Origin of the sequence: Kitasatospora sp. NPDC052896 (assembly GCF_044547075.1) — a bacterium.
Lineage (GTDB): Bacteria > Actinomycetota > Actinomycetes > Streptomycetales > Streptomycetaceae > Kitasatospora.
The window spans coordinates 365612-388433 of record NZ_JBITZU010000003.1 but is presented as its reverse complement, the minus strand read 5'-3'; the positions used below and the strand labels follow the sequence as shown (position 1 = coordinate 388433).

Annotated in this window: 17 protein-coding genes; 8 read left to right on the top strand and 9 right to left on the bottom strand. The window is 72.0% G+C overall.

All coding sequences use genetic code 11. From position 1 onward, the window contains the following. Window positions 1-111: 111 nt before the first annotated feature. Complete coding sequence (locus ACIGXM_RS10405; RefSeq protein WP_396558975.1) at window positions 112-876, bottom strand: SDR family NAD(P)-dependent oxidoreductase; 765 nt, start codon at window positions 874-876, stop codon at window positions 112-114. Beyond that, window positions 870-2207: an FAD-binding protein gene (locus ACIGXM_RS10400; RefSeq protein WP_396558973.1), complete on the bottom strand. Its 1338-nt coding sequence runs from the start codon at window positions 2205-2207 to the stop codon at window positions 870-872. Before ACIGXM_RS10400 ends, ACIGXM_RS10405 begins: the two co-directional genes overlap by 7 nt. Before the next feature lie 1219 nt (window positions 2208-3426). On the opposite strand from ACIGXM_RS10400, the gene ACIGXM_RS10395 reads away from it, so the two are divergent. Then, window positions 3427-4386 (top strand): class I SAM-dependent methyltransferase, encoded by a 960-nt coding sequence (locus tag ACIGXM_RS10395; RefSeq protein ID WP_396558971.1) that lies wholly within the window; start codon window positions 3427-3429, stop codon window positions 4384-4386. A gap of 19 nt (window positions 4387-4405) precedes the next feature. Here the strand turns inward: ACIGXM_RS10395 and ACIGXM_RS10390 are convergent, their stop codons facing one another. Both ACIGXM_RS10390 and ACIGXM_RS10385 read right to left on the bottom strand, forming a co-directional pair. Then, complete coding sequence (locus ACIGXM_RS10390) at window positions 4406-5233, bottom strand: EamA family transporter (protein WP_396558969.1); 828 nt, start codon at window positions 5231-5233, stop codon at window positions 4406-4408. A gap of 372 nt (window positions 5234-5605) precedes the next feature. Next, on the bottom strand, window positions 5606-6877 hold the full coding sequence (locus ACIGXM_RS10385; protein ID WP_396558967.1) for a glycosyltransferase: 1272 nt from the start codon (window positions 6875-6877) through the stop codon (window positions 5606-5608). 584 nt (window positions 6878-7461) lie between these two features. On the opposite strand from ACIGXM_RS10385, the gene ACIGXM_RS10380 reads away from it, so the two are divergent. Together ACIGXM_RS10380 and ACIGXM_RS10375 are read left to right on the top strand one after the other, a co-directional pair. After that, complete coding sequence (locus ACIGXM_RS10380; RefSeq protein ID WP_396558965.1) at window positions 7462-8304, top strand: alpha/beta fold hydrolase; 843 nt, start codon at window positions 7462-7464, stop codon at window positions 8302-8304. Between the two features lie 53 nt (window positions 8305-8357). Continuing rightward, window positions 8358-9098: a class I SAM-dependent DNA methyltransferase gene (locus tag ACIGXM_RS10375; RefSeq protein ID WP_396558963.1), complete on the top strand. Its 741-nt coding sequence runs from the start codon at window positions 8358-8360 to the stop codon at window positions 9096-9098. A gap of 17 nt (window positions 9099-9115) precedes the next feature. Here the strand turns inward: ACIGXM_RS10375 and ACIGXM_RS10370 are convergent, their stop codons facing one another. After that, complete coding sequence (locus ACIGXM_RS10370) at window positions 9116-10366, bottom strand: Mu transposase domain-containing protein (RefSeq protein WP_396558961.1); 1251 nt, start codon at window positions 10364-10366, stop codon at window positions 9116-9118. A gap of 897 nt (window positions 10367-11263) precedes the next feature. Between ACIGXM_RS10370 and ACIGXM_RS10365 the strand changes: the two genes are divergently transcribed. Next, window positions 11264-11470, top strand: coding sequence for a hypothetical protein (locus ACIGXM_RS10365; RefSeq protein ID WP_396558959.1), 207 nt, complete (start codon window positions 11264-11266; stop codon window positions 11468-11470). Window positions 11471-11554: 84 nt separating this feature from the next. Next, a complete protein-coding gene (locus tag ACIGXM_RS10360) occupies window positions 11555-12226 on the top strand; it encodes a DUF2637 domain-containing protein (RefSeq protein WP_396558957.1) in 672 nt (223 codons plus the stop codon). A gap of 435 nt (window positions 12227-12661) precedes the next feature. On the opposite strand, the gene ACIGXM_RS10355 is transcribed toward ACIGXM_RS10360, so the two are convergent. The 4 genes from ACIGXM_RS10355 to ACIGXM_RS10340 all read right to left on the bottom strand — a co-directional run bounded on the left by ACIGXM_RS10355 (window position 12662) and on the right by ACIGXM_RS10340 (window position 19548). After that, a complete protein-coding gene (locus tag ACIGXM_RS10355) occupies window positions 12662-13801 on the bottom strand; it encodes an IS701 family transposase (protein ID WP_396558955.1) in 1140 nt (379 codons plus the stop codon). Window positions 13802-14421: 620 nt separating this feature from the next. Further along, window positions 14422-15846, bottom strand: a complete 1425-nt coding sequence (locus ACIGXM_RS10350; RefSeq protein WP_396558953.1) for a hypothetical protein — start codon at window positions 15844-15846, stop codon at window positions 14422-14424. Then, window positions 15843-17516 (bottom strand): maltose alpha-D-glucosyltransferase, encoded by a 1674-nt coding sequence (treS, locus tag ACIGXM_RS10345; protein ID WP_396559172.1) that lies wholly within the window; start codon window positions 17514-17516, stop codon window positions 15843-15845. Before treS ends, ACIGXM_RS10350 begins: the two co-directional genes overlap by 4 nt. Window positions 17517-17577: 61 nt before the next feature. Beyond that, window positions 17578-19548: a maltotransferase domain-containing protein gene (locus tag ACIGXM_RS10340; RefSeq protein WP_396558951.1), complete on the bottom strand. Its 1971-nt coding sequence runs from the start codon at window positions 19546-19548 to the stop codon at window positions 17578-17580. Between the two features lie 305 nt (window positions 19549-19853). Between ACIGXM_RS10340 and ACIGXM_RS10335 the strand changes: the two genes are divergently transcribed. The 3 genes from ACIGXM_RS10335 to ACIGXM_RS10325 are packed head-to-tail and all read left to right on the top strand — an operon-like array spanning window position 19854 to window position 22810. Further along, window positions 19854-20681 (top strand): type 1 glutamine amidotransferase domain-containing protein, encoded by an 828-nt coding sequence (locus ACIGXM_RS10335; RefSeq protein WP_396558949.1) that lies wholly within the window; start codon window positions 19854-19856, stop codon window positions 20679-20681. A gap of 33 nt (window positions 20682-20714) precedes the next feature. Further along, complete coding sequence (locus tag ACIGXM_RS10330) at window positions 20715-22319, top strand: thiamine pyrophosphate-binding protein (RefSeq protein WP_396558947.1); 1605 nt, start codon at window positions 20715-20717, stop codon at window positions 22317-22319. A gap of 53 nt (window positions 22320-22372) precedes the next feature. Then, window positions 22373-22810: a hypothetical protein gene (locus tag ACIGXM_RS10325; RefSeq protein WP_396558945.1), complete on the top strand. Its 438-nt coding sequence runs from the start codon at window positions 22373-22375 to the stop codon at window positions 22808-22810. The last annotated feature ends 12 nt before the right edge of the window (window positions 22811-22822 follow it).

Genomic DNA, 22822 nt, shown 5'->3' with positions numbered 1-22822 from the left:
ACGTGGTCGGGGAGAATCTGCCGCGCCCGCCTTTCGCCCCGATATCCGCCCGCATTCCCCGCACTATTCGTCGGTGCCGGGAGAGCGGACGAGCACGGAGGGGCGTCCGGGTCAGCGCCGCAGGCGGCGCCAGAGGGGGCGGGGAACCAGGCGCAGCGCCTGGGCCAGGAGGGCGAGGCGACGGGGGATCCAGACCACCGATGCCGTGCTGGACAGGGCGGCGGCGACGACCGCGCCCACCGCCGGGGGTGTGGTGGCGGCCGGGGCCGGGGGCATGCCCGCCGTCATCCGGCCGATCACGAAGCCCGGGCGGACCAGGAGGACCCGGACGCCACTGCCGTGCAGGGCGTCGGAGAGGCCGCGGGCGAAGGCGTCCAGGCCGGCCTTGGCCGCGCCGTAGACGTAGTTGGCGCGGCGCGGGCGGACGGCGGCCACCGAGGAGAGGATCACGACCGTGCCGTGGCCCTGGGCGCGCAGGTGGCGGGCCGCGGCCAGCAGGGCGGTCACCTGGCCGGTCAGGTTGGTGTCGAGCAGCTGGGCGGCCTGCATCGGGTCCTCGTCGAGGAGCTCCTGCGGGACCAGGATCCCGGCCGCCGAGATCACCAGGTCGATCGGCCCGTCGGCGAACAGCTCGTCCACGATGGCCTGGTGGGTGTCCACTTCGACGGCGTCGAAGTGGCTGGTCCGCACCCGGTAGGGGAGCGCCGCGGCGGCCCGGGTGGTGCGCTGCTCGTCCCGGCCGGCCAGGACCACCTCGGTGTCGCTCGGGGCCCGGAGGGCGAGCAGGATCTCCAGGCCGATCTCGCTCGTCCCGCCGAGCAGGAGGATCCGCGCGGGGCGCCCCGGCGGGGTGGGGAACGTCGTCTTCTTCAGCACAGGCCCAGTCTCCGTCCCAGGTCCGACCGGATCAGCCCGGCCGGGTCGAGTCGTGCGCGGGTCGCCCGCCACTCCTCCAGCGAGCCGTACATCGCCTCGAACGCGGTCCGGCCCAGCCGGGCGTCCTTGGCCAGGTAGACCCGCCCGCCGGCCTCCGCGACCCGCTGGTCGAGGTCGTCGAGCACGCCGCCGAGTCCGGGGCGGTCGGCCGGCATGTCCACCGCGAGCGACCAGCCGGGCATCGGGAACGAGAGCGGACCGCCGCTCGCCGGGCCGAACCGCTCCAGCGTCCCCAGGAACGGCGCGGCGCCGGCCCGGCGGAGCGACTGCAGCACCTCGGCGACCACGCCGTGCGCCGCCGGTGGCACCACGAACTGGTACTGCAGGAACCCGGCCGGCCCGAGCGACCGGTTCCAGTCCCGTACGGCGTCCAGCCGGTGGAAGAAGGTCGACAGGTCCTGCACGGTCCGGGTCCGGCGGGGCGCGCGGTGGTACCAGAGCCCGTTGAAGGCGCGCGCGGTCAGCGGGTTGACCACGCCGACCGGCAGCCGGGGCGCCCGCGGGCCGCGCGGTGGTGCGTAGCGCGGGCCGTCCGGCTCGGCGGCCGGGTCGGGGACGGCTCGGTGGTCGGCGAGGTCGACGATGCCGCGCCCGAGCGCCCGCCCGCCGGCCGTGGTGTCCACCCGGGCGATCGCGTAGCGGTTCGGTGCCGGGTCGAGCAGGGCGAGTACGGCGTCCAGGTCGGCCGCGCGGTGCGAGCCGACCTCGACCAGCGCGCTGCGGACCCGGACCAGCCGCAGCGTGGCGGCCGTGATCACCCCGGTCAGACCCATCCCGCCGACCGTGGCGTCGAAGGCCGGCCCATCGCGATCCGCCCTGATCTCCAGCAACTCGCCATCGCTGCAGAGTAGTTCGATGGAGTCGAGCCAGCGGGCCAGGGTGCCGTCGGTGCGCTGGTTCCTGCCGTGCACGTCGGCCGCGATGGCGCCGCCCAGGGTGAGCCTGCTGGTGCCGGGCAGTACCGGGAGCAGCAGACCGTGCGGCACCAGCGCGGCGAGCAGCTGGGCGAAGGTGGTCGAGGCGGCGGCCCGGACCGTGCCGGCGACCGGGTCCACCGCGATGTGCGGCGCGATCGCGGGGGCCAGCACCAGGCCGCCGGTGTTGTGCGCGGCGTCGCCGTAGCTGCGCCCGGCGCCCCGGGCGAGCAACCCGCCCTCCGGCCGGCGGGCGACCAGCGCGCGCAGCGCGTCCGGCTCCAGTGGGCCGAGCACCCGCGAACGCCCGGTCGTGGTCCGGCCCCAGCCCTGGAGCAGGCGGTCCGTGGAGGTCATGCCGTCGGGTTCCTCTCCTGTGCCGTCGCCGATCAGCTCGTCCGCTCTCCTCCCGGTCTCCGTCCGTCGTCCCTCCGGTGGCACCGGCGGTGGCACGCGGCGCCCCGGCCCCGACCGGCAACTTCCGTGTAGCGCTTGGCGATTGCCATCAGCGGCGGGGCCGGGCCGCAGGTCGGCACGGACCGGGCGGCCGGGTACGAGGTGTGCCGCGCGTCCGGTCGCGGGGCGGCGGGCACGCCGCGGACGCCGCCGAGCACCTGCCGACCGTCCTCACCGGACGGCGGCGAGCCGGTCGGTGTGGTCAGCGGGGCAGGGATCACCGGCATGACGCCGGGGCTCGCCGCTCCCTGCCCCGCTCCAGTCCCGCCGGCCGCCACGGGGGCGGGAACCGCCCCAGGCAGGCCGATCGGGACGCTCGGGGTACCGCCGACCTCCGGCGGGTTCATCTTGTGCCGCGCGGTTCCCAGGAGGGGCACGACCGGTCCGGGGTGGTGGTCGCGCCCCCGCTCGGCGAGCGCCGACGGCGCGGCCCCGCGGTCGCGCACGGCCTTGCCGTCGCGCGCGGGCGCGGGCCCGGTTCCCGTAGACGGTGTCACGTCACTGTCCGTCACGCCGTTGTCTCCCTCTCGCCGCCCCGCGTGCGGGCGGGCGTTCTCGCACGGCGCCGCGGCCCACCGGTAGCGGGCCGGGCCACCCGCGAAGGGTCGCTGACCCGGCCATGCTCACCCGCTGCGACGTGCTCGGCCACACCGCGCGAGCGTCGCGAGGACGGGTCGCGCACCGTCCGGACGGGACCGCGAGCGGCAACGGATCGAAGCCGGTGGCCCCCTGACGGATGCTCACGGACGGCATCCCGTACCGGGCCGGTTGCGCCGTTAGGGAGTCCCGGGCCGAGCGGCGAACCGCCCCGTCACGGTGGGTTCACCTCCGCCGCCCACTGGAACTGGACCGGTCCGGATCGACCTGTTCGGTCTGCTGACCGGCTTCGGCGCCGCTTCTCCTCCCGGGCCCGGGAAGTCGGCCGGGTCGACGTCTCGATCGGTGTCGCATCGGGCCGGGTCGAGCGTTGGGCCGAACGGGCGCTCCGGGGGAAATGATCCTATTCTCGTCTGGACAGTGAAAGTGACGAGGATCACGCCCACCTCGGTCCGCCGTCTCCCCCTACCAGCCGTGCCGGCTGTGCTCGGCGGCGCCGGACCGCTCGCGCGTAGGAGGCATCGTGGTCACCACCGACCCCCGTCCCGCGTCCCCCCGTCCTGCGCAGCTGCCCCTTCCCCGCACCCTGGACGACGTTCCCGGCTGGTTCTGGCCGCTCGACCAGCAGCTCTTCGGATGGCTGCTGAAGCGCCAGACCGCCACCGGGCTCCGTGGTGACCTGCTGGAGCTGGGCAGTTACCTCGGGCGCAGCGCCATCCTGTTGGGACGCCACCTCCAGCCGGGCGAGGTCTTCACGATCTGTGACCTCTTCGACTCCGACGCGCCAGACGGCGACAACGCCGCCGAGATGACCAGGTCCTACCGGCAGACCCTGACCCGGGCCGCCTTCGAGCACAACTACCTGGCGTTCCACCCGGCCCTGCCCACCATCGTCCAGGCGCCCACCTCGGTGCTCGCGGACGGCCGGATCGCGACGAGCAGCTGTCGTTTCGTGCACATCGACGCCTCGCACCTGTACGAGCATGTCGCGTTGGACATCCGGACCGCCGGCAAGGTGCTGGCCGAGCACGGCATCGTGGTGCTGGACGACTTCCGCTCCCCGCACACCCCCGGCGTGGCCGCCGCCACCTGGGAGGCGGTCTTCGAACACGATCTGCACCCGCTCTGCGTCACCCCGGAGAAGCTCTACGGCACCTGGGCCGACCCCGAGCCGCTGCAGGAGGAGCTGCTGGGGCTCAACGGCGACGCCGAGAACTGCTACCTGGACGTCGACGTGATCGCCGGGCAGCGCCTGGTGCGGTTCTCCGGGCGCGGTGTCGCGAAGCTGCTGCCCGCCGGCCGCCCGCCGCGGGACCGCCCGCCCGAGGCCCCGCCGCGGCTGCCCGAGCCCGCCCGTACCGAGCGCCGGCCGCGCTCGGCCGTGCAGACGACGGCCCGCCGGCTGGCGCTCGACCTGCTGCCGCCGGTGGCCACCCGGGCGGTCCGCCGGCACCGCCAGGCCACCCGGGACCGCCAGGGCTGAGACCGGCCAGGACCGGCCGTCAGGCGTTCGTCCGGCGGCCGGTCAGGGTCGCGCCGACACTTGCCGCGACCACGCAGGCGATCCCCAACAGCTGTGCCCCGCCGAGCAGTTGGCCAAGAACCAGCAGGCCGGCCAGGGCGCTGACGGCCGGCTCCAGGCTGACCAGCACGCTGAACACCCGCTGTGGCATCCGCCGCAGCGCGGTCATCTCCAGCGCGTACGGGATCACCGGCAGCAGCAGTGCCACTCCGGCCACACCGAGCAGCAGGCTCGCCGGGGAGGAGGAGGCGGTCAGCCCGTGCCAGGCCTGCCCGAGCCCGAACGGGGCGAGCGTCAGCGCGCCCACGGTGATCGACACCGCCAGGCCCTCGAAGCCCTCGAACGCCGCGCCCACCTTGTTGGTGAGCAGGATGTACCCGGCGTAACAGGCGGCGGCGCCGAAGGCGAACCCCAGCCCGACCGGGTCGAGCCGCGACCCGCCGGTCCCCTCGCCGAGCAGGGTCAGCAGCACCACCCCGGTTCCCGCGAGAAGCGCCCAGGCCAGCTGGCCGAGCCGCCGGGAAAGCCCGAGTGCGACCGAGAGCGGTCCGAGGAACTCGATGGTCGCCGCCGTCCCCATCGGCAGCCGGTCCACCGCGCCGGCGAACAGCAGGGTCATCCCGGCCGAGGCCATCCCGAGCAGTACCGCCGAGGCCAGGTCGCGCAGGCTCCGCCCGCGCAGCCGCGGCCGGGTGAGCGCGAGCAGCAGCAGTGCGGCGAAACCCAGGCGCAGGAAGGTCGCGCCGGCCACGCCGAGCGGCCCGAACAGCGGCTTGCTCAGCGCTATGCCGACCTGGAGGGTGCACATGGCCACCACACAGAGAAGCGGCGCCGGGAGGCTTCCCAGGCGCCGCAACTGGTGTCCGATCCCTCGACCGGACGGTGGTCCGGCCGGGGGGCCTCCCGTGGCAGCGCCGTCCGCGCGTCGTCGCCAGCTCCCGCGCTCACCGGCCGGCTCGCCCTTGGCGGACGGCGGCATGGCAAGGGCCTCGGCACACCCGGCGAGCTCGCCGGTCGGCGCCGAGACCAAGGGCTCGGAATGGCTGGAAACGGACATGCGCTCGAGTCTGACGTAAGGAGCACCTCCCCGGCAAACCGGTTACCACGATGTGGACGCCGCAGCCGCGCACCGCGGTGACCGGCGGCCCGCCAGGCGGTCGTCCGCTGGTCACCCGCCCGGTCACCCGCTGGTCACCCGCCCCGAACTCGCGGCCGGCTCGGCGACCACGGACGACCGGCGCGGCCGCAGCCGCCCCCGAAGAGCCCCGACCCGGATGCCACCGCCCCGACGGGTGGCCGAGAAGGTCGGCCCCTCCTCGCGCCACCGCCGCGCCAACTCGGTGACCACCTGCGCCGCCTGCTGCTGCTCGGGCAGTGGCGGCAGGTGGACCCGGCCGCGGGCGGCCTGCCGGGCGAGCGCCTCGGCCAGCCGGGCGGGGTCGCGCGGCCAGGGGGCGAGCCCGGCCCGGGCCAGGGTGGCCGCGTTCGCGCGCCCGTGGCCGGACAGCACCTGGTAGCTCACCGCCGGCAGTCCGGCGACCATCGCCTCGGTCAGCGAGAGCCCGCCCGCGTTGTGCACGAGCACGTCGGCGGCGGCCATCAGCGCCGGCACGTCGGTGCGCCAGCCGAGCGCCACCACGCCGGACAGCCCGGCGAGCCGCTGCCGCAACCGCTCGTTTCGGCCACAGAGCACGACGGGCACCGTGCCGTCCGCCGCCCGCAGCGCCTTGACGCCGGTCAGCACGTCTCCCAGTCCCAGCGAGCCGCTCATCAGCAGCGCCATCCGCTGGTCCGCCGGCACGCCCAGCTCCGCGCGCAGCGCCGACCGGGCGGCGGCGTCGGTCGGTTCGGCGAACGCGGCGGGGGTGAGCGGGCCGGCGGCCGCCATCGGCACGCCGTAGCGCGCGCTGCCCTCGGCGGCCGTGGCCCGGGTGACGGTCAGGTGCGCGTCGATCCGGGGGTGCACCCAGAGACGGTGCGGCGCGGGATCGGTGAGGTAGCAGACCACGGGCGCGGTCAGCGTGCCGTCCTCCTTCAGCATCCCCAGGCTCTGCGCGGCGAACGGGAAGGTGGTGACCACCACGTCGTAACCCGCGCCCTCGCCGACCCAGCGCGCCAGCTCCCGGCCGGCCAGCCGGCACAGGTAGAGGGTGAGCGAGCGCACCACCGAGTCGTGCTCCTCGCTGCGGAACAGCCAGTCGAACACCCGTGGCGTGCGCCCGGCGCTGAACTCGTAGCCGTCCCGCAACAGCCGCTGGTACCGGCGCGGCAGCGCGTCGAGGTAGTCCCGGCAGCTCGCCTCGACGCCGCGCGCCCGCAGTCGGCGCACCAACTCGAACGCGGCCCCGTTGTGGCCGGCACCGACGCTCCCGGTGATCACCAGCGCCCGGAGCGGTCGCTCCAGCGCGCATCCGGTGGTGTCGGGGGGTGGGGCCTGCTGGAGAACGTGCATGGATCTTCCGCTCGACGAGGGGATTCCGACCTCCGCACGGCCGGAGACTCACCAGCACCCGCGACCCGCCGGCGCCTTGCCCCGCACCCTAGGAGACCCCGACGCCCCCGCCGAGCCGCCGCGGATGAGCACTACACGGCGACTCGGTGAACTCCAGCCCCACTCGCCCCGCCACCGTCGGGTCCGACGGCGGCGACGGGCCCGGCCGGGCGGCGCGCACCCCGTGCGGCGCACTGCCCGGCCGAGGCGGGCTGTGTGGCCCACGAGGACACCGTCCGTCCACGATCCCTCCCCGGGCCCCGGTCCCCCTCGCGCTGTTCGGCACGGGGACCGACCTGCTGAGAGGTAGGACACAGCGCGCCGACTTCGGTGCACGACGCGCCACGCATCGGTGAGGATGTGACCATGGCACACCAGCGGGTCGTCACGGATCGTCATGACCCGGCCATCGTGGCGAGGTTCCTGCTCGGTGTCGCGGCGGCCCGCAACGCCGGCCCCGCCCGCTCCGCCGCGCCATGCGCCGTCATCCACGACACACCTTCCCGTGAGCCATCAACCCGCACGAAAAGGAACGGAGTTGCCCCATGACCGAACTGGCCGCCAGCCAACTGACCGTCGGACCGCACACCTTCGACACACTCGCCGCCGGACCGGCCACCGGTGAGCTCGTACTCCTGCTGCACGGCTTCCCCGAGTTCGCCGACTGCTGGCGGGCGGAACTCGCCGCCCTCGGCGCGGCCGGTTACCGGGCCGTCGCGGTGGACCAGCGCGGCTACTCCCCGGGCGCCCGGCCGGAGGCCGTCGCGGACTACGCGGTGGACCACCTGGTCGCGGACGCGCTCGGCTTCGCCGACGCACTCGGTGCCGAGCGCTTCCACCTGGTCGCGCACGACTGGGGCGGCCTGGTGGCCTGGGCCCTGGCCGCCGCCAATCCGGCCCGGCTGCGCACCCTCACCGTGCTCTCCACCCCGCACCCGCAGGCCCTCCACCGGGCGATGACCGGGGAGGGCGACCAGCGGAAGCGCTCGGAGTACGTCCAGCACTTCCGGGCGCCCGGCCACGTCGCCGAACAGTCGCTGCTCGCGGACGACGCGGCCGCGCTGCGCAACCTGTACCGCGACATCCTGCCGGCCGACCTGGCCGAGTCCAACGTCCGCCGGCTGTCCGACCCCGGGCCGCTGACCGGAGGGCTCAACTGGTACCGCGCGCTCGGCGAGAACCTGCACCTCCCGGTCGGCGAGGTCACCGTGCCCACCCTCTTCGTCTGGGGCACCGCCGACCGTGCCCTGGGCCGCGAGGCCGCGGAACTCACCGCGGAGTACGTCCGCGCCCCGTACCGCTTCGTCGCCCTGGAAGGCGCCACCCACTGGCTCCCCGAGGCCAACGCGGACCAGATCGTCCCCCTACTGCTGGAGCACCTCTCCTGACGGCCGGTTAATTCGGGTGCCTCGCAACGGCCTTCCGCCGTACCGTCCGGGTCATGGATGACGAGGACGGCTACTTCGGGGAACGGGTCGCGGCGAGGTACGACGAGTCGTCGGCGGAGATGTTCGAGCCGGGCGTCGTGGACGCGACGGTCGGCGTGCTGGCGGAGCTGGCCGGCCGGGGCCGGGCGCTCGAGCTGGGCGTCGGGACGGGACGCGTCGCGTTGCCGCTGGCGCGCCGCGGGGTCCCGGTCCACGGCATCGACCTGTCGCGGGCGATGGTCGCCCGGCTGCGCGCCAAGCCGGGCGGCGACGCGATGGGCGTGACGATCGGCGACTTCGCGACGACCCGGGTGGCCGGGACGTTCTCCGTCGCGTACCTGCTCTTCAACACGATCATGAATCTGACCACGCAGGCGGCGCAGGTGGCCTCCTTCCGCAACGTCGCGGCCCATCTGGACCCCGGGGGCTGTTTCGTCGTCGAGGTGATGGTCCCGGAGCTGCGGAGGCTCCCGGCCGGGCAGAACGCGGTGCCGTTCCGGGTGAGCCCGACCCGGTGGGCGTTCGACCTCTACGACGTCGCCACCCAGGCCATGAGTTCGAACTACGTCGAGGTCGTGGACGGCCGCGGCGAGTACCGATCGATCCCCTTCCGGTACGTCTGGCCGGCGGAACTCGACCTGATGGCCCAGCTCGCCGGGCTGCGGCTGCGCGAGCGCTGGGACGGGTGGACGCGGGAGCCCTTCACCGGCGAGAGCCGCCAGCACGTCTCGATCTGGGAGAAGCCCACCGACTGACGGCCGATCCCGGCCGGCTAGCGCCCCGGCGCCGAGCCGGCTCCGCGCAGGGCGTCGGCCTCGGCCAGGGCCGCCGGGGAGAGCGGACGGTGGCCCTGGCCGCGCCGGCAGGACGAGGCCTCGGACCGGGCCGGGCGGGCGGGACGGTCCAGCACGATGGCCCCGCCCCGGCCGATCAGTCGCAGCCCCGCTCCCTGCGGCGCCACCGGGTGGCGGGCGATGACCGCTCCGCTCGTGGTGGTGATCGACAGGAACGGCTCGCCAAGACGTCGGCGTACCTGCACGGACGCGCCCGCGAGATCGGGCGGGACCGCGTAGGAGTTGCCGCGGTAGGACACCAGGCCCTGCGACGCGACGGTACGTTCGACGCAGATCCGGAGCGGGTACGCGGCGGCCGGCAGGTCCAACAGCGCCTCCCCGGAAACCGGTTGACCCGGGTCACCGGTCGTTCGGCGCCGGCCGTCCAGGGCGGACGCGAAGCGGTCGAGGCTCTCCTGGGCGGCCCAGAGCGAGCCGCCGGTCGGCACGGTCTGCCACCAGCTCCGGACGGCCGCGTGGTGGGCTGGGTCCGCGGCGCCGGCGCGGTCGGCGCGGCAGACCTTGACCGAGACGCCGTAGTACCTGGCCACCTCCGCGAAGGCCGGCGTCACCCGGCCGGTCTTCGGGCACCACACGGCCGGCGTCCGGCCGAACCGCCAGCGCATGGTGGTACCCCCCAGCCCCCGCAGCACCTGGTCGACGGCCTCGACGAGGTGCGGGAGTTCCCCGCCCTCGGTGATCACCGCGCGCCAGCGGTCCAGCCGGACCAGCGAGCCCAGCAGCAGGCGGGCGGGGCTCGCGCCGTCCCACTCCGCGGGCGGGTCGGGCAGCTCCAGCCACTCGAACCGGACCTTCTCGTCCGCCGGCCGCGGGGCGCTGCCGTCTTCGCTCGACCTGGCGGAGCGGCAGAACGCGCAGGTCGGCCGGACCTGGTGCTTGCGCAGGGCCCGGGTGAAGGTCGAGTAAGCACCCGGATAGCCCAGTGCCGCGACCTCGTCGAAGAGCGCGGACGCCGGCAGGTGCGGATCGTCCGTGAGCCGTTGCCGGCAGTACGGCAGGTACCGGGAGAACTCGTCCTGGGCAGGACTGCGGACCCCCGCGATCTTCTCCCCGCCCAGATAGGACCTCACCGTCTTGCGGTCGCGCCCCAGGTGCCGGGCGATCGCCGAGATGGACCACCCCTGCCGCTGCAGTTCCCGCACATCCTCGTATTCCTCCTTGGTGAGCATCCGTTGCCCCTCACAAACCGGACTTCCCTCCGCGGACGGGCCCCTGAATTACGGCTGGACCCGACGCGGCCGTGAATGCTACACGATCGCGGCAGAGCGAATGGCGGAACGGGCAAGGTCGTCCCGGTCCGCGACCCTGGGGAATTTCAGGGAGCACCGTGCTCGGGCGGATTGCGCCATGCCCCGCGCCACTGGGGAGATTCGGCGAGCATTGCCGGAAACTCATATGGAACGACGCCTGTTGATCAACTATGCGCGGCCGTCCGGATCGGGTGGTGACCAGGAATGACGGAAAGTATCTCGGTGCTCACGGCGGCGGAGTGCGGGGGTGGTCCGTCCGGTTGCGACGGATCGGTTGTCGGACGCCACCGGGTCTGCTTGGCTGGCTCGGGGTGACCCGATCGGGGGGAGTCGTGGAAAATGCCCGGGACAAATATCCCTGGCGAATCCAACCCGAATGGCGCAGTGTGGGCGGGGTCGGTGGAATCTTGTGGGGCGGCTGCCCGGGAGTGCGCCAGCAAAAAAGTATCATCATCAAACTTCGATGTGTGCCGGTCTCTCGGGCACGGAGCGCCGCGCGCACCGCCGCGACCGACCGGCGCCGGTCCGGGCCGGCCACGAATCGCCGTGCTGCGGGCGGGTCAACAAATTCCACGACGGCATGTGGCGGGCCCTGGGGAATTTCGACGAGCAGGATCGATTATGAATTCCGGATAATGATGCTCCGAAATTACCCAGGTCATGCTCGTGCCGGGTAGTTTCGGCGAGCAGTCGGAATGCTGAATATGGAACGACGCCCGGATGCCGGACACGGGTCCGGGAAGCCGTTTCGTTGATGGGGGCATGAGTTCAATGTGCCAGCCGATGGCTCCGCCGCATCATCCGCCGCAGGAGCCGGTGACCAGTCTTGGGAAGTGGCTCTTCGTGCCGGACCGGCGGAACCCGGCGGGGGACGTGCGGACCGGGTACCTGTCGTGCAACGGCGAGCGGGTCGTGCTGCGGCACTGCTCCCGCCAGCTGGCCGACTTCCTGCGGACGATCCGTTCGCTGGAGGAGGACTTCGCCAGGCGCTGCGGCGTGGACCCGGCCCTGAGTGGTGCATGACGGCCGCGGAGCGCGCCGAGCGGACGACCGCCGGCCGGCGAGGGCGGCCGGGGCGGCGAGAGCGGCAAGGGTACGGAGGGTGCCATGTATGACCCGAGAGGCGAGTTCCTCCCCCCGCACGGGGGCACCGTGCAGTTCGACCCGGAGGACCTGTACCCCTATCCGACCATCGAGGCGTTGGGCGCCTGGGACCCCGATGGCCTCGGTTTCGTTCCGCGTCCCCGCACTCCCGTCGACGACCCCGGGCCGTCCGCTGCCGGCCCCGCCGTCCCCTCGGTGCCCCGGCACCGGCGGCGCGCGCGCCTCTTCACGGCCACCTGGTCGCAGGTGCTCGGCTCGCTCTTCGGCGTGCTCACCGCCGTGACCGTGATCGCGGTGTGCGTGCTGGGCTGGCTGCTCTCCTACGACCCGCTGCGGGACCTGGCGTTCACCCGGGTGCCGCGCGGGCTGTCGCAGCTGTGGCCGCTCATCGTCTACGGGCCGTGGCTGGTGGGCTGCCTGTCGGTGCTGCGCGCCGCCCTGGACGGACGCCGGCCCATGCACTCCTGGGTCGTGGTGGTCGTCTTCTCCACCGTGGCGACCGGGCTCTGTGTCGCCGACGTCTCCCACACCGCCCCCGACGTGATCGTCGCGGGCCTGCCGCCGATCACCGCCGTGGTCTCGCTGCACCAGTTGGTCCGGCAACTCCTCGCGGGCAAGGGCACGCACCGCCACGCCTCGCACAAGGCGGCCCCGGTGAAGGGGGTGCGGCGATGACCCGATGACCGCCGGCTCCCATGTCCCGCTACTGGTAGGGGAGTTGGGGGCCGTAGTCGGCCCGGGAACGGGCTGGTTCCTGGTGGGGTTCGAACGCGACACCAGTCCGCGCCCCTGGGCGACCGTTTCCGGCCGCTACCAACGGGCCACCTCCCAGGGAGAGTTCGGCTTCCGGCGACCGCGTCGGACGGTCCCCGCGGTCGGACTCGTGGACCCGGACATCGAAGGGGCGGTACCGCCCATGGGCAGCGGTCGGGAACGACATCGGCACTGATCCGCGGGCCCATGGCCTGCGTCCGGTCTCGGACACAGACCATGGGCCCGCGGATCACCGGGGTGCGGGCGCTGGACACCGGACGGTGCTCGGGGTCGTGGTGCCCCGATGCCCTTCCACCTCCGGCCACTCGGTCGTGGTCGTCAGTCGTTGGGAACCTCCTACGAGCTCAGGACATCGTCGAGCGCGCTCTCGTGATCGATCGCGGTGTAGCCGAAGGCCGCCGACACCATGGTCAGGTGGTGGTGCAGCCCGGGGTAGGAGCGTCCTTCGAAGTCGCGCAGCCCGAATCTCGACGCGCCCGTCTCCACCTCTCGCCGGCTGTGCTGCGCGAGTCGGGTGAGGGCCATCACGTCGTCCAGCTTCTGGTGCGTCATGTTGGTGACCCAGAATCTGGAGAGGCCGTCCCGGCCGCTCAGCTCGCCGGTCACCCGCACGATCTGGGTGGCGCCGTTGCCGGAGCTCTTGGGCAGCGGGATCCGGGCCAGCGAGGACACGATCCGAGTACGCCGCGGGTCGAGCCCGGGGAGCGTGCGTTGCGAGGTCCGGGGCAACTGCGCCCCCGTGCCGCCCAGGTGCTGCTGCACGCTCACCAGGGCCTGCGGGCCGACCGGCAGTGCGGTGGCCTCGTGGCGCGCCGCCAGGGGCAGGTAGTCGGTCCCCACCACGGGGAACGACCCCTCCACCTGGACACAGAAACTCATCCCCCGGCGGGCCAGATTGGACAGCAGCCGCATGGCGTCGGGGAGGTGCCGCACGTCACCCACGATCGGCGCGGGCGACAATCTCCAGCCGGTTGCCATCTCGTCCACCATGTCGGACACCTCCGCCCACTCCGGTTTTCCGGTCGCGGAATCCGGGATGTAGGCGGCCCGGCGCAGATCGGCGTCCTTGGACCAGGCGTTGGCGAGGGCGATCCGCCAGTTCACCGGAACGCTCCCGGAATCCGACACGAGGGCGACGCTCAAAGCCAGTTGGCTGTTGACCGTGCGGCCGACCTCGGGAACGAAGCGGCGCTGCACGCCGACCGAGCGGTCTCCCCGTTTGGGGATCACCAGCCGCTCGATCAGCCAGATCGCGGGTGGCCGGACGGCCTCGACCCGCTTCGCGATCAGCGCGCGCACCGGCTGCCACTCCCACGGACTCTGGTTGATGAACTGCTGGAGGGACTGGTTGGCGCGAAAGATCCGTACACTGTCGGCTATTCGCCGGACGGATTTCTTTCCGTCGGCGAGCAGTAATCCACGGAGATATACTTCGGCCCAGCGTCGCTGATCAGCTCGTAGCATCGGGCTGAACACTTCATTAGCGTACGCAGATAGGCTGTCATATGCAGTAAGCGGTCTGACTATGCCTGCCTGAACTGACACTTTCTACCCCCTGTTCACGCCAGTAACTTCGGCACCGATGGGCACCATGGTTATCTAGGACTGTTGGTCATGCAATGGCCACCTAACGTAATCGCGATACGATGCGGATCGTATGCATACGTTTTTGAAAGGGGAAATATACTTCCCGGGATATTCTTCTGGGTCGGGCCGGTGGAGTGCTGATGGATCGTCACATCAGCACAAACCGATCGGTTTGGTTTGGTCGCCCGAACGGAGCGTCCCGGTATCCGGTCACCCAATGCCCCGGGGCGCCGCCGTGACCTGCGCTCCCCCGCCCGCAGCCGTTCCCAGCAGGCAAGTTCCCCCCGTGGCCGAGTGGCGAAGGGTGGTTCGATCATGGCTCTACCTCCCTGGATCGGCGATCGACATGCTGCAGGCTTGCCCCAAGTAAACACATGCTGAACGGTCTTGTTGAAGGGCGTTCCGAAAATGGCCGAGAGTTGTCCGGTTCGGGTAGGAGTACGCGGCCGACTGTGTGGCGTGTGGGCAACCCGAGTCGGCCGCGCATCCAACGATCACGGCCGGAGTCGCTACGCTCTCGACGGGGTCAGCAGTCGGCCCACCGCGCTCAGTGGTATCCAGGCCCAGCCGGGTCGATTGCGGATCTCGTAGCACAACTCGTAAATAGCCTTATCGAGCTGATATGCCGTCAGCAAAATTCCATGGCTGCCCGGGTCGCGACCGCTGACCGAGGCGTAGCCGGTGCAGAAGGCCAGTTGATTCTCCGTCGTCCACTGCCTGACCAGCGTTCCGGGGCGGTCGAGGGCGACCCCCAGCGCGGACTGTTGCAGCTGGTGGTGGGCCGCGTAGTCGAAGGAGCGCAGCATGCCGGCGAGGTCCTTGGCCGGCGGGTGCATCGCGCCGCGTTCGGCCCGCGGGGCGGCCGGCTCCCCTTCGAAGTCGATGACCAGCCACCGGGACGGTGACCGCAGGACCTGGCCGAGGTGCAGATCGCCGTGGATCCGCTGGACGTCCCCGGCCAGCTCCGGCGACAGGTCGGCCACCGCCGCGAACACGGCGCGCACCCGGTCGCGATGGACCGCCAGCTCGGGTACCAGCTCCAGGGCGGCGTCCAGCCGGGTGGTCATCCGGCCGGCGATCAGTGCGAGGTCGGCCCGCCGCAGGGACACCGTCCCACCCAGTGCCGCGAGTTCGTCGTGCACCGTCGCGACCGCCGCGCCCAGCCGGGCGGCCTCGGCGGCGAAGGGACCGGCCGGCTCGTCCTGGCCGGCCGGCCGCTCGCCCTCGAGCAGCCGCCTGAGGTCGGTGAGCGCGAGCTGCCAGCCCTCGGTGGCGGCGGGGACGTACTCCTGGAGCAGGCCGAAGGTGGCGTGACCCGCCCCGAGCGGGCCCTCCACGGCACCCAGCAGCCGGGGCACCTGGGTGGACTTCGCGTCCCGGAGCAGTCGTTGCAGCTCCAGGTCCGGATTGGTGCCGGGGACGAGCTTGCGGAAGACCTTCAGGAGGTACTGGTCGTCGACCACCACCGAGCTGTTGCTCTGCTCGACCCCCAGCCGTCGGCTGGCCAGGCGCTGCTCGGACGGCCGGAAGGCGGGCAGCTCGGGCTCGAAGCGCACCCCGCCACCGCTCTCGCCGGCGGCGATCAGCCGGACCAGCCGGGTGACCAGCTCCGGGTCCTCCAGCGCGTCGTAGACCACCGCTCCGGGCAGCTCCGCGACGGCCTGGATCCGGAGCCCGGACGGCAGCACCGTCCGTGCCCCGAGCGGGAGCAGGTAGTCGGTCGACTGGGCGGAGTCCACGAAGTCGACTCGGACCACCACGAGCGCGCCCGCCGGTCCGCCGGCCTCGGTGGCCTCGGCGAAGGGGAGCTGGTGCAGGAGGGCGACCCGGCGCACCGACCTTCCCTTGTCGGCGAACCAGCGCTGCCGGGGGAGCCAGTGGGTCAGGGCGGCGGTGAGCCCGGGCGCCGGGAGGGCCTCGAACAGGGTCGTCATGACGCCTCGCCAGGGAGGGAGAGGGAGAGCCAGAGGAATCCGTGACCGGCCAGCGTCACCTGGTAGGGCTCGTCGGTGACGACGGGGAAGGGCACGTTGCCGGTGAGCTCCAGCGGGACCAGGCCGACCGCCTCGGCCAGTCGCAGGGAGGCCGGTTGCGGGTGCCGGGAGAGGTTGTTGACGCAGATCACCAGGTCGTCCGGGCGCCCGGGGCGGACCAGTCGTCGGGCGTACGCGAGCACGCCGGGGTTGCCGGTGTCGAGTTCCTCGAACGTCCCCAGCCCGAAGGCCGGATGCGACCGGCGCACGGTCAGCATCCGGCGGGTCCAGTGCAGCAGCGAGGACTCCACCGAGAGCTGTGCCTCGACGTTGACGGAGGCGTGCCCGTACGTCGGGTCCATGATCACGGGGAGCACCAGCCGACCCGGGTTGGCGGTGGAGAAGCCGGCGTTGCGGTCGGGTGTCCACTGCATCGGGGTGCGCACGCCGTCCCGGTCGGTCAGCCAGATGTTGTCGCCCATGCCGATCTCGTCGCCGTAGTACAGGATCGGCGAGCCCGGCATGGAGAGCAGCAGCGCGGTCAGCAGCTCGATCTGTCGTCGGTCGTTGTCCAGCAGCGGGGCGAGCCGGCGGCGGATGCCGATGTTGGCCCGCATCCGCGGGTCCTTGGCGTACTCCGCGTACATGTAGGCGCGTTCCTCGTCGGTGACCATCTCCAGGGTCAGCTCGTCGTGGTTGCGCAGGAAGACGCCCCACTGGCTGCCGGCCGGGATGACGGGTGTCCGGGCGAGGATCTCGGAGATCGGCGTCCGGCTCTCCTGGCGGAGTGCCATGAAGAGGCGCGGCATCAACGGGAAGTGGAAGGCCATCTGGGCCTCGTCGCCACCGGTGCCGTGGTCGCCGAAGTACTCCACCGCGTCCGTGGGCCACTGGTTGGCCTCGGCGAGCAGCACGCGTCCCGGGTACTCGTCGTCCACCACCTTGCGCACCAGCTTGAGGAACTCGTGGGTGCGCGGGAGGTTCTCGCCGTTGGTGCCCTCCTCGACGAACAGGTAGGGCACGGCGTCCATCCGGAAGCCGTCGATGCCGAGGTCGAGCCAGAACCGCAGCATGTCGAGCATGGCGTCCTGGACCCGCGGGTTGTCGTAGTTGAGGTCGGGCTGGTGGCTGAAGAACCGGTGCCAGTAGTACTGGCCGCGCACCGGGTCGTGGGTCCAGTTGGAGTCCTCGGTGTCGACGAAGATGATCCGGGCGTCGGGATAGCCCTGGTCGTCGTCGGCCCACACGTAGAAGTCCCCGTAGGGACCGTCCGGATGCTGCCGGGACTCCTGGAACCACCGGTGCTGGTCCGAGGTGTGGTTCATCACCAGGTCGACGACGACCCGGATGCCCCGCGCGTGGGCGGCGTCCAGCAGCTCGACGAAGTCGTCGATCGTGCCGTACTCGGGCAGCACCGCGCGGTAGTCGCTGATGTCGTACCCGCCGTCACGCAGGGGCGAGGCGTAGAACGGCGGCAGCCACAGGCAGTCGACCCCGAGCCACCGCAGGTAGTCGAGCTTCGAGGTGAGGCCCCGGAGATCGCCGGTGCCGTCGCCGTTGCTGTCGAAGAAGGACCGGACCAGTACCTCGTAGAAGACGGCCCGTTTGAACCACTCGGGCTCGACCGGCATGGCGCGCGCCGTGTCGTAGTCCTCGGCCTGCGGTGTGACGACGAGTCCGTCGTCGGTGAGATCAGCCATGGCTGCTCCAGGTGTAGATGTGGGCGACGGAATCGGCCGGGTCGATCTTGACGGTGCCGCCGCCCAGGCGGACGGCCTCGCCACTGAGCGCCTCCCGGGCGGCGACAGTGCCGTCCGGCTCCACGCCCGGCAGGGGCGGAACGAGGGTCAGTAGACCTTCCTCGACCTGCTCGGGGTTGAGGTTGATCACGCACAGCACGGTGTCGCCGGTCGCCGGGTCGGTCTTGGAGAAGGCGATCAGCGCGTCGTTGTCGATGGTGTGGAAGCGCAGTTGGCGCAGTTGGCGCAGCGCGGGGTGCTCGCGCCGGAGTCGGTTGAGGGCGGTCAGCCAGGGCTGCAGGCTGCGTCCCTCGGCCAGCGCGCCCGCGAAGTCCCGGGGCCGCAGTTCGTACTTCTCGGAGTCCAGGTACTCCTCGCCGCCCTCGGCCAACGCCTGGTGCTCGTACAGCTCGTAGCCCGAGTAGACGCCCCAGCTGGGGGAGAGGGTCGCGGCGAGCGCGGCGCGCAGGGCGAAGGCCGCGGGCTGCCCCGGCTGTAGCTGGGCGGGCAGGATGTCGGGTGTGGTGACGAAGGCGTTGGGGTGCAGGAAGTCGATGGTCTCCGACAACTCGGTGAAGTAGTCGGTCAGTTCCTGCTTGGTCGTCCGCCAGGTGAAGTAGGTGTAGGACTGGGTGAAGCCAACCTTGGCCAGGCCCTGGAGGACGGCGGGACGGGTGAACGCCTCGGAGAGGAACAACACGTCGGGGTCGTGCTGCTTGGCCTTGCGGATCAGCCAGTGCCAGAACTCGGCGGGCTTGGTGTGCGGATTGTCGACCCGGAAGACCGTCACCCCGTGCGCCATCCAGAAGAGGACGATGCGGAGCAGCTCGGCGTAGAGCCCGCTCGGGTCGTTGTCGAAGTTCAGCGGGTAGATGTCCTGGTACGCCTTCGGCGGGTTCTCGGCGTAGGCGATCGTGCCGTCGGGCCGGGTGGTGAACCACTCCGGACGGGAGCGGACCCAGGGGTGGTCGGGGGAGGCCTGGAAGGCGAGGTCGAGAGCGACCTCCAGGCCCAACTCCCGGGCCTGGCCGACGAAGGCGTCGAAGTCCGCCAGGGTGCCGAGGTCCGGGTGGACGGCGTCGTGGCCGCCGTCCTCGGAGCCGATGGCCCAGGGCGAACCGACGTCCTCGGGGCCGGCGGTCAGGGTGTTGTTGCGGCCCTTGCGGTGGCTCCGGCCGATCGGGTGGATCGGCGGCAGGTACACCACGTCGAAGCCCATCCGCGCGATCCGCGGCAGTTCGGCGCCGGCCGTGGCGAAGCTGCCGTGCACGGGACGGCCCGCGCCGTCCCGTCCGCCGGTCGAGCGTGGGAACAGCTCGTACCAGGCGCCGGCGAGGGCCAACGGGCGGTCCACCCAGATCTGGTGGGTGAACCCGCGGGTGAGCAGTTCCCGCAGCGGGCTCCGGGCGACGACGGCGCCGGTCTCCGCGCTCAGCGCGGGTGACACCCGCTGTCCGAGTGTCGCGTTCTGGTCGCGCAACCGGTCCGCGGCCAGTCGTAGTCGCGGCACCTGGTCGGGCTCGGCCAGCTCCGCGTACCGTTCCAACAGCAGGGCGCCGCCCTCGAGTTCGTTGCCGAGCTGGTCGGCCGACCGGCCGTCCGCGAGCTTGGCCCGGATCCCGTGGCGCCAGGTCGCCCAGGGGTCGCTCCAGGCCTCGACGCGGTACGTCCACATGCCGGGCTGGTCGGGGACCACCGTCGCGGTCCAGCGGTCGTTGCCGGGGTCGGCGAGCGACATCGGCAGAGTGGTGCCCGGGGCGGTGGAGTCCGGCCGGCGCCAGACGACCGCCGCGGCGAGGGCGTCGTGTCCTTCACGCCAGATGGTGGCCTCGATCGGAATGTGCTCGCCCACGACGGCCCTGGCCGGGAACCGGCCGCCGTCGACTGCCGGGCGGACATCCGTGACTGCTAACCGACTAAGCATGATCAGTCACCTCTTCTCCTGTGATGTCGTCATCATGTGGAGCGGTGAAAGGCGGAAGAAAGGCCCGCCGGGGAAGCCGCCGCGTACTGTGCGGACTCCGCGAAGTCGGCGGACCGGCACCGGGCCCGGTTCGGCGACACGGTCAACTTCGACAAGTGGTCGCCCGGCCCGGGCCGGACCTTGCCGGGGGAAGCGCCCAGCCGATTGAGTAGGTGTCACGCAGTCGTCCGGCGAACGGAATTCGCCGACACCTCAGGGAAGTCCGGGGAATCGACCGCGTCCAATCCACGAGCCATGGAGGAATTTTGTCGAAGCGAATCCTGGTGGTGCTTTCCGAATACGGTTACTGGGGAGAGGAACTCGTCGGCCCGGTCGACGCGTTCGACGCCCAGGGGTACCGCATCACCTTCGCCACCCCCACCGGCAAGCGCGCCCACGCGCTGCCCCCGAGCATGGACGCCGACTACATCGACCCGCCGCTGGGTCGATCGGTCACCACCCGGGACATGGCCCGCAAGGCCCGTGCCCTGGACGAGTCCAGCCGCCTGGACAACCCGCTCAGCCTGCAGGACATCATCCCCGAGCGCCCCTACTACAGCGCGCTCAACCACCTGCGTGAGCTGGAGGACTACCACCGCCGGCTCGGCACGGCCACCGCCGACCTGATCGCCGGGTTCGACGCCCTGGTCATCGTCGGCGGCAGCGGTCCCATCGTCGACCTGGCCAACAACGAGCGGCTGCACGAGGTGGTGCTCGCCTTCGCCGCCGCGGACAAGCCGATCCTGGCCGAGTGCTACGGCGTGGCCGTGCTGGCCTTCGCCCGGGACCTGGAGACCCGGACCAGCCTGCTGTGGGGCAAGCACGTCACCGGTCACCCCAAGGAGTACGACTACAAGGACGGCACCGGATTCCTCGGCGTGAACTTCAACATGGGTCCGCCGCCGTACCCGCTGGAGTACATCCTGCGCGATGCCACGGGTCCTGAGGGCGCCTTCCACGGCAACGTGGGCAAGGAGACCTCGGTGATCGTCGACTTCCCGTTCGTCACCGCGCGGTCCACTCCCGACTCGATTCTGAGCGGTGAGTTGCTGGTGCAGACCCTGGAAAGCGGTCTGCGCCGATACGGCTGGTAACCACCGGTCCGAATTCTGGAAAGGAGAACCGAGGTGCGGGCAAGACCAGGGAAGATCGCGATGTACGAGCAGTTCGCGGCTGACGGCATCGATTACATGTTCGGTAATCCGGGAACCGTCGAGCAGGGATTCCTGGACGAGGCCGGCCGGTCCGAGACGTCCTATCTGCTGGCTCTGCACGAGGCAGTGGCGGTGGGTATGGCAGACGGCTATGCGCGTGCTGCCCAGCGGCCTTCCCTGGTCCAGCTCCACAGCGGGGTCGGACTGGGCAACGGGATCGGCATGCTCTACCAGGCCAAGCGGGGCGGCTCACCGCTGGTGGTCCTGGTGGGCGAGGCCGGCGTCCGGTACGACTCCATGGACGCCCAGATGGCCGCCGACCTGGTGGCGATGGCGCGTCCGGTGACGAAGTACGCCACGCGTGTGGTGGATCCGGCCTCCACCCTGCGGGTGCTCCGGCGCGCGGTCAAGATAGCCATGACGCCGCCCCGGGGGCCGGTCGTGGTCGTGCTGCCGGCGGACGTGCTCGACCAGGTCACCGCCGAGCCGGTGGTGCCCACCCCGATCCCGGACACCCGGGTGGCGCCCGCGCCGGCCCTGGTCGAGCAGGCCGCCGAGGCCCTGCTCGCGGGGGAACGGCCGCTCATCCTGATGGGCGACGGGGTCGCCGCCAGCGGTGCCCAGGAGGAACTGACCGCGGTCGCCGAGCGGTTGGGCGCACCGGTGTGGGGAGTGAACTCCTCCGAGGTCAACATCGACACGACCCACCCGCTGTACGGGGGCCAGCTCGGCCACATGTTCGGGGCGGACAGCGCCCGCGTGGTGCGGGAGGCGGACGCCGTCCTGATCGTGGGGACCTACGTGTTCCCCGAGGTGTTCCCCTCACTGGTGAGTCCGTTCCGCGAGGGCGCCCGGATCGTCCACGTCGACCTGGACGCCTACGAGATCGCCAAGAACTTCCCGGTGGAGCTCGGCGTGGTGGCGGACCCCAAGCTCACCCTGGCCGCGCTGGCCGGCGAACTGGACCGCCGGCGGCCCTACCGGGCCGCCCGGCCGGACCACCCGGCACCGACCGCTCCGGCGGAGGACGGCTCGGTCCTGGAGCGTTTCGTCCATGTGCTCGCCGAACGGGCGTCGGCCGACCTCGCCGTCTTCGACGAGTCGCTGACCGCCTCCGGGGCGCTGGCGAAGTTCCTCCCGCCGCGCGTGCCGGGCCGGTTCTTCCAGACCCGGGGCGGCTCGCTCGGGGTGGGGATTCCCGGAGCCCTGGGCGTCAAGCTGGCCCGTCCCGAGCTCCAGGTCGTCGGCTTCACCGGCGACGGCGGCAGCATGTACACCATTCAGGCCCTGTGGACCGCGGCGCGACACGGTATCGACGCGAAGTTCGTCATCTGCAACAACCGCCGCTACCGGCTGCTGGACCTGAACATCGAGCAGTACTGGCGCGAGCTCGGCATCGCCGCGCACGCCTACCCAGCGGCCTTCGACCTGTCGAAGCCGGACATCCGCTTCGCCGAGCTGGCCGGCTCGCTGGGTGTGCCGGGCCGGCGGGTGGACCGGCTGGATCAGGTGGAGGACGCCGTCGAGGCGATGCTGGGGCACGACGGCCCCTACCTGATCGACCTGGCCACTGACTGATCCGCCGGGCCCGGCAGAACCGGTCCATCCGATCAACAGAGGAAGGCACTGCCATGACATCGGTCAGCGCACGGTCCGTACTCTCCACCGACGGGGTCCACCGGCTCGTCGAGCAGTGGCGCTCCGCGCTCACTCGCCGGGCCTCTCCGGCCGAGCTGCTCCCGCTCCTGGCCAACGGCCTGCTGCTGGAGCTGCCCGGACACACGGTCCGCGGTGTCCGCGAGTTCCAGACCTGGTACCAGGAGGCCGGGGCCGCGGGCCTGGCGGCCGGCGGCGGGAGCGCCGACGAGGTCGAGGTCCGCCTGGTGTCGCCCATCCACGCCCAGGTGACCATCACGCCCGCGACGGGGGAGGCCGCCGGTGTCCCGGTACGGCCGGAGCGGGACACCGGACGACAGACCTGGTGGGTGGTCCTCCAGAACGGCGAACCACGCATCCGCGGCATCGCCGTGCAGCAGCCCGCACTGAGCGGCGCGCTCGCCGGCGTCTGACCCCTCCGCCGC

What these genes read in the sequence shown, in the direction of transcription:
- ACIGXM_RS10400 (WP_396558973.1), bottom strand. Translation starts at nt 2,207, where the DNA reads ATGACCTCCACGGACCGCCTGCTCCAGGGCTGGGGCCGGACCACGACC.
- ACIGXM_RS10390 (WP_396558969.1), bottom strand. Translation starts at nt 5,233, where the DNA reads ATGTGCACCCTCCAGGTCGGCATAGCGCTGAGCAAGCCGCTGTTCGGG.
- ACIGXM_RS10385 (WP_396558967.1), bottom strand. Translation starts at nt 6,877, where the DNA reads ATGCACGTTCTCCAGCAGGCCCCACCCCCCGACACCACCGGATGCGCG.
- ACIGXM_RS10380 (WP_396558965.1), top strand. Translation starts at nt 7,462, where the DNA reads ATGACCGAACTGGCCGCCAGCCAACTGACCGTCGGACCGCACACCTTC.
- ACIGXM_RS10375 (WP_396558963.1), top strand. Translation starts at nt 8,358, where the DNA reads ATGGATGACGAGGACGGCTACTTCGGGGAACGGGTCGCGGCGAGGTAC.
- ACIGXM_RS10370 (WP_396558961.1), bottom strand. Translation starts at nt 10,366, where the DNA reads ATGCTCACCAAGGAGGAATACGAGGATGTGCGGGAACTGCAGCGGCAG.
- ACIGXM_RS10360 (WP_396558957.1), top strand. Translation starts at nt 11,555, where the DNA reads ATGTATGACCCGAGAGGCGAGTTCCTCCCCCCGCACGGGGGCACCGTG.
- ACIGXM_RS10350 (WP_396558953.1), bottom strand. Translation starts at nt 15,846, where the DNA reads ATGACGACCCTGTTCGAGGCCCTCCCGGCGCCCGGGCTCACCGCCGCC.
- treS (WP_396559172.1), bottom strand. Translation starts at nt 17,516, where the DNA reads ATGCCGGTCGAGCCCGAGTGGTTCAAACGGGCCGTCTTCTACGAGGTA.
- ACIGXM_RS10340 (WP_396558951.1), bottom strand. Translation starts at nt 19,548, where the DNA reads ATGCTTAGTCGGTTAGCAGTCACGGATGTCCGCCCGGCAGTCGACGGC.
- ACIGXM_RS10325 (WP_396558945.1), top strand. Translation starts at nt 22,373, where the DNA reads ATGACATCGGTCAGCGCACGGTCCGTACTCTCCACCGACGGGGTCCAC.